General features: G+C 37.6%; 7 protein-coding genes. All 7 read right to left on the bottom strand.

All coding sequences use genetic code 11. From position 1 onward, the window contains the following. Positions 1-561: helix-turn-helix domain-containing protein (locus QZU45_RS08060; protein WP_295353904.1), on the bottom strand; the 561-nt coding region annotated here is incomplete at its 3' end. Between the two features lie 361 nt (positions 562-922). Beyond that, entirely contained in the window at positions 923-3010 is a 2088-nt protein-coding gene (recD, locus tag QZU45_RS08055; RefSeq protein ID WP_295353901.1) for an exodeoxyribonuclease V subunit alpha, read from the bottom strand. A gap of 26 nt (positions 3011-3036) precedes the next feature. Next, on the bottom strand, positions 3037-7068 hold the full coding sequence (locus tag QZU45_RS08050; protein WP_295353899.1) for a UvrD-helicase domain-containing protein: 4032 nt from the start codon (positions 7066-7068) through the stop codon (positions 3037-3039). A gap of 20 nt (positions 7069-7088) precedes the next feature. Then, on the bottom strand, positions 7089-11042 hold the full coding sequence (recC, locus tag QZU45_RS08045; RefSeq protein ID WP_295353895.1) for an exodeoxyribonuclease V subunit gamma: 3954 nt from the start codon (positions 11040-11042) through the stop codon (positions 7089-7091). Between the two features lie 313 nt (positions 11043-11355). After that, on the bottom strand, positions 11356-12090 hold the full coding sequence (locus QZU45_RS08040; RefSeq protein ID WP_295353892.1) for a hypothetical protein: 735 nt from the start codon (positions 12088-12090) through the stop codon (positions 11356-11358). A gap of 190 nt (positions 12091-12280) precedes the next feature. Beyond that, a complete protein-coding gene (locus tag QZU45_RS08035; protein WP_295353889.1) occupies positions 12281-14044 on the bottom strand; it encodes an AAA family ATPase in 1764 nt (587 codons plus the stop codon). Positions 14045-14232: 188 nt separating this feature from the next. Continuing rightward, positions 14233-14682, bottom strand: a 450-nt coding sequence (locus QZU45_RS08030; RefSeq protein ID WP_295353886.1) for an ATP-binding protein, incomplete at its 5' end; no start/stop codon positions are given.

The following is a 14682-nucleotide window of genomic DNA, read 5'->3' as shown; positions in this document are numbered from 1 at the left end:
CCCAAAATTTGGTATATTCATGTATTGTTTAGTACTGTGATTTTCAAGTTTCTTTGAACAGGCTTTGCCTGTAACAATCTTTACCTGGTCTCCACCGATGTAGAAAGAGCCATGCTGATAACTCTTCTTTTTGAACTTTGGAAAGAATGCTTTTCGTTTTTTGCTATTAGTCTTTACTTTGGATTTCTTTCTTTTTTTGACATTTTCAAAGTAATCAGATACAGCTCTTCCGAAGTTTACGAAAGCCTGCTGTGATGCATACTTGATTACTTCGTATGTGAATGGATATTTTTCCAGACGGATGGCATTGAATTCTTTCTTGTAATCCTGCCAGGATGGTAGTTTGGGTTTAACAGGAACAACTGTAGACTGAAGAGGTGATTTCTTGTATTCAGCAAGCTCTCTGGTATACCTGTCCATGGCAGCACAGTGTGCAACATAGTCCTTTTTAAACTTCGCTACAGCCCAGTTGTAGGAAAATCGTCTTACACCAAAGGCCTTACGACAATAAGTAAAAAACTTATTGTTTGCCTTAAGCTCAATAACCTGTCCTACAATCATTCTTTTCTGTTACCTGTCAGATTCTGCTGCTTCTTTTAGTAATTTACTAGACCGTTCATTTTACCTCCTGCAGAAAATCAAATAAAGCAGAGAAAATAAAAGTCTACAAAATTTTTGTAGACTTTATAAACAATTTATAGATTTATCGAAACTGTTATTAGCCACCAAAAAATAAACTCAAATTTAATTTTGACCAGATTAAATCGAAAAATTCAAAGATTAGCCCTGTTATCAACTAACTTGTCGAGAGCAGAGAGAGCAGAGGGCAACAGATTTGACCTAGTATCATGTTGCCAAACTATAGCTTTAATCATATTTATCCGAAAGAGAATAATTGATTATTATTCTATGATTCAAATAATTAGATTCTTTCCATCAATCCACTTTCTCGAGAAACTCTTCTTCTGCAGGCATCAAGAAAAACTTGTTTGTCAGAGTAGATACTTACATGCTCTTTTGCTCGTGTAATACCTGTATAAACAAGTTCTTTAGTCATTACTGGATTTAACTCAGTTGAAAGGAGCATACAGACCTTTTCATACTCACTGCCCTGTGACTTATGAATTGTCATGGCATATCCACTTTCATACTCAGTAAGAAAAACAGGACTTACATTAAATACAGAGTTTTCATCTCCAAACCAGACCTTCAATGGACCAGCTGAACCGTCTCTGTTTTTTTCGGCAGCCACAAATCCGACATCGCCATTGGAGATTTTTAAGGCATAATTATTCTTGGTTACAAGAATTACTTTACCAATAAACCATTCAGAATCAACAGCAGAGGCTTTCGCATTCAGCGTTTTTAGATTATCTTTAGCTGCTTTCTCTATGAGCTCATTTATGCTTTTAATTCCATATAATCCTTCACGATTTGAGCAAAGAATTCTGTATTTATCAAGATTTTTAAATATTTCTTTTGCCTGTACCTCAGTAATACCAGTAAAGGAACCTTCTTCATTGTGTGACTTTACTAATTCATTCCAGAAATCATCATAACCTTTTGCAATAACAGAACAGGTAGACTCAAGAGCAGCATTTCTCTCACTCCATTTTTTGGAATCTTTAATTTCTAAAAGTTCAACATGATCTTTATGCTGTACAAAAGGCTCATCAAGTAACTCTTCAAAACGCTTATCATCCCTTTCTCTATATCCATCATTGACTGCCTTTGCAATAGCACCAATACCTGCAAATTTTGCAAAACGATAACTGAAATTCAGCTGTACAGCATTATCCGTAATATCAGTAGTTTTTAGTTGATCAACACTGTAACCGCTTAAAGCAGAGATAAGAGAGAGTTTTTCCCCATCAAGGACTCGTGATGAATCAGATAAATCGTTACACAGATCGTTCAGAACAGAACCAGCCTCAACTGATGCCAGCTGATCCTTATCGCCAAGCATGATGACCTTAGTATCGTCACGGATAGCATCACAGAGTTTGGCAAAGTTAGCCGCATCAACCATCGAGACTTCATCTACAATGAGTATGTCACAATCTATTTTATTGTCGGCATTACGAATCTTATGGGATTTATGAGGAATTGAACCTAAAAGCTTATCCACGGTTACAGCTGTTTTACATATCCTGTTTTTGATCTCTTCACGCTCGTTTTTATCAGAAAACAGCTTTGGAAAACTGTAAGACAAATATCCAACTTTTGGATTATCTTCCTCTTTAAACTGAGATTTAATTGATTCGGTCATACGACCTGCAGCCTTTCCTGTAGGCGCACACAGCAGAATGTTGTTCTTTGAAGGATTGATTTTCTGTAACAGAAGTAACAGCTTTGCCACAGTAGTGGTTTTACCCGTACCCGGTCCACCAGTGATAATACAGAAATGAGAAACCGCCGCCATGGCTGCAGCGATCTTCTGCATATCAAATTCCTGATTCTTGCTAGGATCAGCATCGGATCTTTCAAAGAGCACATCTAATAACAACTTAACAGAGTTCTTTTCATCTTCACCAAGATTCTGTTCAGTTTTTTCCTTAGAAGCTTTTTTTATGAAATCAGCAATCTTAGTTTCATAACAGAAATTACGACGAATATATAGTCTTCCTAAATCAAAGATCAGAGGTTTATTTGAGGCTTTATCTGTTCCAATCAGATCGGAACATCCCTCAAATACCGAAGCAATATCAGAGTCGCTTATAAGCGGACAGAATATTTCAGAAGCTGATGGTTGTAAATCGGAATAAGCTGAACGTTCTCTTTTCTGAAAAAAGAGGTTCTGATAGAAGCTGTTTATACTTTGAGCATCAGCTTTAATACAGGTATCACCTAAATTCTGCTTATACAGAAGTTCAGTCAGCATAAATCCTAAAGCCAAAGGCAAAGGATCCTTATGCATAAGAGACAGTGTTTTTAAAACTGCATCTAAAAGAGGATTTTTAAGCTCTGAATACTCTTCTAATAAATCAGATAACTTTTCAATATTACTCATTTTTCAACTCTCTTAATTCCGTCTGATTACTCACTGAAGATTGAGCTTAGCTCTTCTATAATTTCCTGTTTTGGCTTGGTATATATGATTGAATTAGAACTGTCAGGTTCCATTCCACGAAGATAAAGATAAATAATTCCGCCAAAATTTTTCTCATAGGAATAGTTCTCTATTCTTGTCTTAAGGAATCGGTGCATTGCCAGAGAATAGAACAGATACTGAACATCGTAGCAGTGCTCAAGCATATTACGAGCAACAGCTTCATATGAGTAAGCTGGGACTGATGATCCAATGAAATTACTCTTGTAGTCGATTACATAGAACTTGGCATCAGAACCATCACCAACCTTAATGGCCAGATCGATAAAGCCCTTAACAAACCCTGAAAGCTCACTTTGAGCAAGTGAGAAGTTTATATTATCCAGAGTTATCCCTTTTTCTTGTGCAAACACAGCTGCATTCTTATGACGAAGAGCTTCAAGTTTGTCTGAAGTAAATTTATCTGATGGAAACAGGAATTCCAGCTCACATAGCCAGTCACCTTTTTCAAGGTCACACAGTCTTACTGTTTTTGAATCTCCACAAGGAAGTTTTGACTGAACTACATCAGAAAGCCATTCACTTAACACATCCGTTTTAAGCTTTATAATTTCTTCGTCAGAAAGACCTTTCATACTATATGCAGTCCAGCGTTTAAGAATACCGGCTTCATTTGTCAGCTCTGCTTTTTTAATACACTCCAATCTGGTGGCATCATTTAATGAATTAGAAAAATCACAATACTCCATCAGACTGTGCAGATAGGTACCGGCAATTGCACTTTTAGGAAAGTTAAAACGGGTAAAATTCTCTTTAGGAATATCTTCATTCTGACCTGAAGAAGATGGACCTCCATCCTCGCTTCTGGCAACAATTCCACTGTAGGACGAAATTCTGTAATCCTGTCTGATTCCAGAAAAACTCTCATCAAATTCAGATGGTCCTGCGATCTGCAGCTCGGATACCGCATCGTTCTGAACAGGAGCAGAAGATTCAACAGTCTTATAAAAATCGTCATTTACCACTCTAAAAGGATTCTTCACTACAGCATTCTCTGCATCTTCTGGCTTTTTATTCTTCAAGAGAACATCTGTTATCGGCCCCGCTAAAAGAGATTGAGCCTCAGAAAATGCAGTCTTTTCATTTTGTTCAGATTTTGTAAACTCGCTTATAAGAGAATTTGGATTTTTTTCAGAAATCTGTGCAATATACATAAAGTTTGCTGCGCAGGCACGTGTCAGCGCTACATATAAAAGACGGGCATCCTCCTGCAGATCACTTGTTTTTTTCTGGTTTAATGTTGCCTCAGTACCTAAGATATCAAAATAAAGCTTTTCCTTTTTCTCGTCGTAATAAAAAGCATCATTCTGAGTAACAGCCCTCATATCAGTCCACAGATATGGCATGAATACTAGAGGGAACTCCAGACCTTTAGACTTAAAGATTGTGTAAATTGCGACCTGTGAAGCCTCAGATTCAAGACGCTTGCTAAACATATCTGAATCAGAGAGAGCTGACGGATTGCTTCTTAATTCCGTATACCAGCGTTTCTGAGCCTGAATGCCCTGCTCATGAGTTCGAGCAGACTGAAGCAGTTCAGCAAGATGCCACAGGTTGGTGACCATACGCTCGCCACCTGTAAAACTCAGATTATTCTTTAGACACTGATGTCTTTCATCATTTGCCCATTTTGAGAAGGCTGGAAAGAAGCCGTTTTTCTCCCAGATCTCGCGGCATTCTTTTAAAAGAGCAACCTCAAGTTCCAGTGAATCTGACTGGGAATCCAAGGAATCAAGAGTGGAAGCAGAACAAAGCTGACTTAAAAGTAATCTTCTGACCTTTCCTCGGTTAGGATAATCCTCCATAGCCTCAATCAGATACAGGATAAGCTCATATTCTGCGATTGAATTATCAGAACTTTCCTCATCAAAAACCTTTGAGCTGTCTGAATAATAAACACTTGAAATACCTTTTTCTTTCAGGGCCGCCTGTATAAGCTTAGCCTCTGTTCCACTTCGGACCAGAATAGCTATATCTGAAGATTTAACAGCACGAGAAGTAATTTTATCGCCACTAACACTGTCTAACAGACCATGAGACAAACAGATTTTTACTGCATAAGCCAGCTTTCTGGCAATAAAATCCTTACAAACAGATTTAATTCCCGTTTTTCCTGCAGATTCAGGATATTCATTGTAGACATCCTCTTTTGGAATAAAATCAACATAATTACTTGCTGCAGAGAAATTATCTGAAGGACTTGGTTCATTACAGAATCTGAAACTGCACTTACCAGAATTACCTAGAGTTTTTATCTTTGCATTTACCTTATTAAACTCAATGTTATCCTTAGAGTTCTCTTCAAAAAAGAAAGGGTCAGTTCTTAATGAAAATATACCGTTTACACCTTCTACAATCTGTTCCTGGGAACGGAAATTGGTTGATAAAGTATAAATAGAGTCATTACCATATAATGTTTCAATAAGGCTGCGTGCTTTAAGATAAGAGTGAATATCTGCTTTTCTGAAACCGTAGATAGACTGCTTGGGATCACCTATCAAGTAACAGCAGGCTCCTGTTTTTTTAGCATTCTCATTAAGGTACAGCTTTGAGAAAATCGAAAACTGAACCGGATCAGTATCCTGAAACTCATCAATCATAGCTACAGGATAAGAAGATCTAATCAGCCCAGGAAGAGTATCTTTGGAGCCTTCTTTGTAGTTTAAAACATAATCAAGGCGTCTGATAATACCATCAAATCCAACAAGATTATCTCTTTCTAAAATCTCATCAAGTTTCTGCTCTGCCATGATTGCAATATCAAACAGAATTTCAGATTTAACCTCATCAACCTTATTGTGCAGAGATGCCATCTCCATATAAAGCTCTTCAATTTCGATAATCATTTCAGAATTTCTGAAAATCTCAGGATACTTAGAGCGATCGGTAACTCTGGAGATAGAATTGAAGTTGTTTCCATCAGGGAAAGAGCCTCTAATAAAGCATAGCTTACGCTCTTCATCATCCTTGATAGAACACAGCTCTCTTAATAGCTTATATCCAGCCTTTGTAGAATTCTTGAATTTAGGAGCAGCACCTTTGATTCTGGTAAATAAGGAACCAGGTTCATCATTATCAGTAATAACTTCGTACTCGTTAAAGATAGACTTCACTCTATCTGCAAAGACGAGAAAATCAGAAAGATAAGCATCAAGATTACCCAGAACTTTAACAACGGTTTTTCTGATGTCCCCACTGGAGTGTGCTTTTATGTTTAAAAGGTTGTAACCAAAGTAACCTTCTTTTTCATCGGTATTTCTTACCCTTTCAAGCTTATCCTGATATAAATTCAGAGTATTGAAAATATTATCGTCACTATCTACTGATAAGAGAGCTGCAAGCTTCTTGGAATTCTCATCCCCCTTATAGAAAAGTTCACGCCATACAGTGTTCTTTGCTTCCATTGACTGCTCTGAGATATCCTCACAGAGTTGAACTCCAAAGGATTCCCCCGCTTCAAAGGTATAAATCTTATGCAGAGCACTGGTACAGAAAGAATGAATTGTGCAGATAGGAGCTTCATCGATAGAGCGTTCCGCATTCAATAGAAGTAAAGCGCAGGCCCTGGCCTCAATACCATTAACCAGAACCATTTCTCTGACCAGAGACTTCATCTGCTCTTCCAGATCAAGGGCGTTCAGAATTTCTATTCCCTTTTTGGAAACTTTCTCAAAAACACTGCGTGCCGTTACAATTTTTTCACGGATTCTGGCCTTAAGATCTGATGCTGCAGCCTTAGTAAAGGTAACTACCAGAATGTTCTTTAGCTCTAAAGGTCCTGCAGTGTATCCATAATTGAACTGACTATCAGGATGATTATCATCAAAACCTCTGGAACCTAGCAGCAGACGTAGAACAAGATAAGTAATGGTATAAGTCTTACCGGTTCCTGCACTGGCCTCAATCAGAGAAGAACGGCTAAGATTAAAGGTACCGACTTTTAATTCATTGTTATTCATTTTTATCTCCACCTCTAACCTTAATTTGATGATTCTGTTGCTACCGTTTTCTTGGAAACTGTCTTATCAGATTTCTCTCTGAAATTTGAAGCACATCTTCGCAAGCAGTCATAAAGAGCTAGAGGCCCCAAAACAGAAGAGGCATCTTCTTCATCTCGTCCTGAATAAACAAATTTACGGAGATGTTCAGATACTCTTTCGTAGTTTCCGTACAGATATTTAGATTCAGGCGAATACGCAAAGAATTTATCTTCATCAGTGTGACTGCCTAATACAGTCAAAAGCTTCGATGTAACAGGAAGAGGTCTTAACATTGCCAGCACTGCAATTTTGAGCAGATTGCAGAAAATACGGTCAATACAGTCTATCTCTTCTAACGCTTTTACATCAAAGCTGATGATTTCACCAGTTTTACTGATGGTATTTACAACTGAAGGAGCTCCTGCATAATGAAGTGCAAAGGAATTTAAAACCGCAGATAACACAAAGTTTGCTGAATAGTCACCATCAGAGTAATAGTTAATCAGGGTATTTGGGAACACTACAGTTCCGCTGAATTCAACCTTAAATTTTCTGTTCTTCAGGGAAGGTTCATTTAAAGGCTCAGCAAATTCAGACAAATCAACATCGAAAGTCCTTTGATAAGGCATTTCGGTTCCGACTCTTTCACCTTCAACCTCATAAAGAGATTTTAAGAGCAAATTATTTCCTTCAAGGAGCTTTTTCTTTAAGCCATCTGACAGGACTCCATAAGGCAGATAGCCACTCTGAGAAAGATTCTGAAGGTAAGCCTCAGCCATATTATTGTCTATTGAATATGAGCCTAATTCCTGCAGCAGACCGTTTTGCCTGAATCTGTCCAGGAAGAAACACTCGTCATCAGACAATACCGAAGAACCATCATCTGGAAGTCGAATCTCAAGATTATTTTTCAAAAATGCTGCCGCAGGCTCTGTGAACCATTTTTTTATCTCATTAACACCAAGAGTAAGCTTATCCTCCAGCTCAACCTTGAAATAACCAATTCCCTTGTTACCAAGATACTCACGAGTTTTTCCTGTTTGACCTTGAGCCTTGTAAAAATCAGCGACATAACTGTTCTTATCAAAGGAAGGAATATGCCTTAAGGTTCTATCATCACCTGGATCTGATATATAGTTGTCTTTGTTAAAGGACGTTAAGGTATCCTGTCTTATCAGTCTTCTCTTTAAGGCCTGAGAGATTTCCTCCTCAAGCTTCACCTCATTCTGCTCTGAGGAAAGCTCATCATCAAGGCCTTTGACAGTAAAAACGTCACAGATGTAATCAAAGAGATCCTCAAGAACAGTAGAACGATTTCGCTCCTTGTTATCTATAGGACTTCTTCCGATATAAGATATGTACAATGACTCTCTTGCAGACAGGATTGCCTCCATAAAACAGTAGCGATCATCAATACTTCTAGAACGATCACCTCGTCTGAAGAGACCTTTAACTCCAACAAGATTGAAGGCTGGTATCGTATCCTGTCTTGGAAAACTGATATCATCCATTCCCAGAATAAAGATATGTTTAAACGGAATAGCTCTCATCGGAATCATTGAGCAGAAGGTCACCTTGCTGCCCTTGAAGGTGTTAACCTCGTTTGATTTAGATAACTTATCCATAAGCATGCTTCTGAAAACTGGCAGAGCAATTTTAAGATCAGAAGCTTTGTTTTCTTTTCTTAATCTTTCTACAACCTCACTGACACCGTCACATAGACGCTTGATTTCGCAGCATTCTTTGTAGGTGTCAGACTCAAGATACTTAGAATCATTTACATCATAAAAGAATTTCTGAAAAATCTCTTTTTCCAGAGTTTCACTCCAATCCTTAAGATTCTTGATTACTTCACCATTATCTAGGCTACGACCTACGCTTTCTTCAGGAAGAATAAACTCATCTCGCAAATGTTTCAGATTCTCAACAAAAAGACAGAAGCGCCCTAGAACCTGAGCATCAGAGCCTTCAATTTCGGTATAAACAGGAAGCCCTTCTACAGTATCCCCAATAAGATAACCTTGAACCATTCTGAAAAGGCCCTGCTCAAAGGTCCATGGCAGATTATCTACCCCAGAATCCTTTTTTGCATCAGCCTCATCAAGGCCCCAGTGAATATTTGCTTCCTGACACCAGACATTGATTGTATCCACATCATCCGTTGAAAATCCGTAACGGGAAGCTATAGATGGAACGGTAAGCAGATCAATGATAAGACTTAAGGTTATTCTTTTAACACCAATATCCAGAAGTTTTAAAACTGCATCAGCAATCTGACTGCTGTCTCGGGAACTTCTATCAGATAAGGCATAAGGAATATAGTTTTTATCTGAAGGAGATACAGAGCCGAATACAGCCTCAATATAAGGAGCATACTTCTCAATCTTAGGCATCATCACCAGACAGTCTCGAGGTTTTAAAGTTGGCTGTCCATCCTCGCCAATACTTTCCTTAAATCGACTTAATAAAGCATCTCTAAGACACTCAACTTCTCGCTGTTCAGTAAAGCTAGAATGAATTTCTAAAGAATGATCTTCTGGAGAAATAACTACTCTCTGAGATGGTTGCTCAAGATTCAGCATCTGCGACTGAATCTGGTGAAGCATGCTGTCTCCACCGGCCTTTACAGGATCAATAAAAAGATTATCGAAGCTTGGCTCAACAGGTTCTGATGCACTGTCATAAAGTCTTTTTATTTCCTGGTTAAAAGGCACACTATCATAGGCATTACGCAGTAGCTCATTGGTTCTTATATAAAGTCTGTCTTCACCTGGGTGAGAATCTAGCATTAGAGAAAGGTTATCCTTGCCCTGCTTACCTAATGCCAGAAGTAAGGAATTTCCCTCTACAAGCTCGCCCTCTTCATCGTAGCAATCTTCACCGGTTGAAAGTTCTTTTCCGTTATAAATGGCATCGGAATCACTGATACTTAAACCAGAAATCTCATTTCCTTTAATGTTTTTCTTTAGAGCTCCAGAGACATCCTTGTTTTTTAGCTTCTGTTTTAAAGCATTTAAGGCCTGCCTAAAATCCTTAAAAATTCTGTTCCACTGGCTGTCGATGTCTCCCCAATATTCACGGCATGGATTTAAAAGCATTACATTAACGTCGACATGCTTGGCAAGAGCACGAAGAAATCTGATTACCTGAGGCTGAAGTGAAGACACACCAAATAAAAAGACTCTCTGTGGAAGATTGGCGTTTCTAGCAGATTCTTCATCCAAAGAATTAAGTTTTGCGCAAAGATCCTCGATAACCATGGATCGGTCGTAAAATGAAGGTTCAATTTTAGAAGGATCCTTGATAATTCGATTAAAGAGCATAGTCCACAATACCGGCTGCCAGGTATTATCTCCCAGCACATTAGCAAGAAGATTATTTCTACCCATTCTGTTAGCAGCCGAGCCTTTAGGATGAGTAACTGCTTTTTGCCACTCCTCAATTAAAAGGTTCCTGTCACCCTGATACTGAGCAATAGCATCCCACATTAAGATCCAGTCATTGCGATACATCATATACTGATCGAAGGTATCTGCTATCTGTACACATAGCTCATAGGTTTTAGTACCATCCGCATCATCTGCAATATAATTCTTAACTGATGCGAGCGCGTCAACTGAGTCGGCACAATGCTCCTCATGCAGCATCTGATATAAGGTCCAGATAATATAATCGTGATCGAAATAATGAACCTCTCCAAGATCTGGGGTAATTTTTCTGTAGATATCCCAGGTAAATGACCATAACTGAACAAAGCAAACGTTGGAACATATGCCGTTCTGCCTGGCGATAAACTGTTGCAGATAGGATTTCATTCCAGAGTTCATCACAATCACTTGCTCTTTTGCAAATGGATCATTAAGCGGGATCTTCATCTGCTCTGTACACATGTAACCAAGAGCTTCAATGTAGTTTGAATTTTTTACAGTGAATGAATGTGAGTAAACAGACATGGAATAAATTCCTTATTATTTGTTTTGAATTTATTTGGCCAATAAAACTGGATAGCAAGTGTGATAAGACTTATTATATCAAGTAAAGAAGATATGATAAGGTGAGTTTGGACTCAATTCTGAATACTGTTTTATAATAACTCAAAAAATAAGCTTTTCTTCTGTCGTGTGTGATCAGATATATAGACTCGATGTCTCTTTTATCTAGTAAATTAAGAGATCTTCTTGCCCCATCAATAAAAATAACAGATAAAAAAAGATAGTATACAACTTCAAAAAATGAAGAAACTTGTAATAAGAGATATTGCAAGATTTATTGTGTCAACAAATCCGCAATGGCCTTGGCGATTTCTGAACCGTCCTGTTCTTTTTCAAGCCATAGCCAGTTTCCAGCAACATTAGCCTCAAGGAAGAAAAGTTCTTCTGATACTGTTTCAACAAGATCGACAGCAGCAAAAGATATATTCCAAACTTTAATCATTTTTATGAGTTTTGTTGAAATCTCATCTGAAAGCTGACATTTCTCGGTTCTTAAATTATCAACGTGTCTAAAGTCCACTTTGGAGAAGTCATTTTCCTGAGAGTAGATTCTGTAGGAAAACAATCTATCACCAACAACCGTAACTCTAAGTTCAGATTTCTTTTCTAATTTTTCCTGAAGAAGTACTGGTGCTGAACCAGGACAAAAATATTCCTCAAGATTATTCAAATCTGATGAAGTAACTGCAGATGTATAGAATCCTTTATATTCAACATCTTTGATGCCATCCTTATTAACATAAGGAGACTCATCTATCAGAGAAATATCACTAAGCTGTTTAATGATGATTTTTCCGTTATTTTTTTTGAAGAATTCTTTAACTTTTGAAGCGTTATTTGTTACTAGTGTTTGTGGTACTTTGAATCCGTGCTTTACTGCACACTGATGCTGGTAAATCTTGTTATCTATTTTTTCTTCAAGATAAGGATTGTTTATCCACTTACAACTTTCAGGTATTAAAGAGAAAAAGCCCTTTAAAGTACTTTTTATTTCAGCGGTTGCCAGCATATCTGCTGTTGAAGAGGAATCTTTTGCTTTTGGGAAATAAAAACTTCTACATAGAACGCCCTCAACTTCATCAGATAAGATTACATCGCCATTTAAAAATGTTATCTTTCCTTAGGTACAGTTTATTTCAACAGTTAGCTTATCTCTGCGAGGTCCTTGCTCTATTGCTCCGTATTCATCAAATAAATTTTTAACAAATTTTCTGACACAATCTGCACACTGAGCCAACAAAAACAATTGCATAGCAGTCTAGAGGATGATTACCAACCTTTTCTTTGAGTACTGTGCCCTCAAGGTATCTTTCAATTTCCTCTCTAGCCTCGGCAAGTTTTCCTTCTACAGCAGACTTGCTGTCATCCTTTTTATGCAGGTATTTAAGTTCAAGCAGGAAATAGTGCCCGTTTGGATAGATATTCTTTACAAATACATCTGCAAAGCCTTTTCCTGTATAAAATTCTATATAAGAGTTAAGCTGTCTCTTTCTACTGTTGTTAATGATACTGTCACATATCAGCTGCAGTGCCATCTCAGTAAATTTTCCTAAAGACTGAGGATTAAGCTTGGTCTCTATCTGTTCTGTTATTATTTCCATAAGAGGAGTTATATCAGCAGACTCTTCATACATGGAAGATAAATCTTTGTAGGCATCTGCACTGTAGCCCATAGACAGACGACAGTAGTCTAGGAAAAGTTTCTCATAGACTTTATTGGGAATAACAAAGCTTGTAACACCTTCTTCTCTGGAAGCATCGGTGTCTATTGTCAGATACCCCAAGTGATAAAGTAGAGATACAATCTGAGATTTATCAAAATAATTGGTACTGTTCAGATTCATCTTGTCAGTGAGTTCTGTAACAATAGGCCTTTTATTAAACATTGCCCTGACTATTTCTTCTCTGACGTAATCCTCACAGAGATTCAGCATTCCTCTTAGCTTGCTAGTATTATCATTCAGAGATATTTCATTTAAGTCAGGAAGAGTTTTTATTGAAAGCATCTTTCTTAAATAATCAAGACAGAGATTTGAATTAAACAGCTTCTCGTTGGAATATCTATTAAAAGAATAACCGTCAAAATTCTCTTCCATAATCTGTATTATCTGACTCTTTGTAATATTATTAGGTAGCAGAGAAAAATCTACAGATTCATCGATAACCACGGATAATTCATCATGGGTAAAGCCAATCATAGAACCAAAATCTAGCTCAGAACCAATATTAGTTGCTATATTAAAGCCTGAAGTTACTGAATCTAAGGAAACTGAAGACACTCCAGTAATAAAGAATCTGTCTATTCCTCCATTACGATTGCCACGGTAATAGGCTTTAAGCTGAGCATAAAACTGCTTTATAAGACCTTCAAGCCCTTCAGCTGTTGAGGTTATATCCTTAAAGGCTTCCTTATCTTTGGAAAGAATCTCATTTGCAAAGTGATCATATTCATCAATAATTACATACAGATATTCACCTGCACCAACATTACCTGAAAATTTTGTCAGAAATTTGGTCAGAAGTTCTGTGGCATTTTTATACAGAGAAGGCTCAAGCTCTTCTCTTGCAAGGCTCTGCTCTGGATATTTATCAGTAAAGTTTGAAATACTGGCGGCAACCGAGATTATGAAACTTCTATTCACCTGTGCAGGGTCTGAGGAAACATTTGAAAAATCAAAATGAATGACATAGTAGGAACTGGCAAGAGGAGTTCTGTGATCATAAATCCAAGTACCTTTGAAATTCTTTTCAAACTGATCTTTTTCAGAAATATCATAGTAACTGTGAAGCACACTTGCAGTAAGACTCTTTCCAAAACGTCGAGGACGAAGGAAAACAGGAACACTGGTGCCAGCATTATTTTCTAGATAATCAATAAACCTTGTTTTATCTACATAAATGCCACCTTTATCTCTAATCTCAGATAAAGTGCTCATTCCTACGATGATTTTTTTCTTTGCCATTTGTTATTCCTTACACGTTTCAATACAAATTATATAGAAACATTACAAGAAAGTTGATGGTTTTATGATTATTTTGCCGGTTTAAACCTTAATAAGACAGGAGAAATCAGAGTGTAATACAAAAACCGATTCCACAAGTCATAGCTTGTGAAATCGATTCTTAAAGATATAGAGACTTAAGATAGGATTTACTTCACCTTTGGACCATTGGAAATTTTTGTAAAATCAAAAAGTTCCCTATCCAGAAGATGAGATGGAGCAACATTCTTTAAAGACTTGAAGACAATATCAGCACGCTTTGGATATTCTTTATCCCACTGCTTAATCATCCTATTCATGCTGGCTCGAGTCTGATCTTCTCCCCAGCCGCAGAGGCCCTTAGGTAACAGAGGATAATTCTTTACCTTTGACAGTGCGATGAGATCTCTTTCACGACAGTAGATTAAAGGACGGATTACAGTCAGATCATCCTTATCATTTCTCAGAATTGGAGGCATTGCCTTCATCATGCCGGAGTAAAACAGATTTAAGAAGAAGGTTGATAAACAGTCATCCTTGTGATGTCCTAAGGCAACCTTGTTGGCACCAATCTCTCTTGCAAATGAGTACAGAAAACCGCGACGCAGTCTTGAGCATAA

This window comes from uncultured Succinivibrio sp., assembly GCF_902756765.1.
In the GTDB taxonomy this organism is placed as follows: domain Bacteria; phylum Pseudomonadota; class Gammaproteobacteria; order Enterobacterales; family Succinivibrionaceae; genus Succinivibrio.
The sequence above is the reverse complement of the archived record's forward strand: the minus strand, read 5'-3'. Positions and strand labels throughout refer to the sequence as shown.

Excerpts from the sequence above, each read along its gene's own strand:
- recC (WP_295353895.1), bottom strand. The coding sequence starts at position 11,042 with ATGTCTGTTTACTCACATTCATTCACTGTAAAAAATTCAAACTACATT.
- QZU45_RS08035 (WP_295353889.1), bottom strand. The coding sequence starts at position 14,044 with ATGGCAAAGAAAAAAATCATCGTAGGAATGAGCACTTTATCTGAGATT.
- QZU45_RS08040 (WP_295353892.1), bottom strand. The coding sequence starts at position 12,090 with ATGCTGGCAACCGCTGAAATAAAAAGTACTTTAAAGGGCTTTTTCTCT.
- recD (WP_295353901.1), bottom strand. The coding sequence starts at position 3,010 with ATGAGTAATATTGAAAAGTTATCTGATTTATTAGAAGAGTATTCAGAG.
- QZU45_RS08050 (WP_295353899.1), bottom strand. The coding sequence starts at position 7,068 with ATGAATAACAATGAATTAAAAGTCGGTACCTTTAATCTTAGCCGTTCT.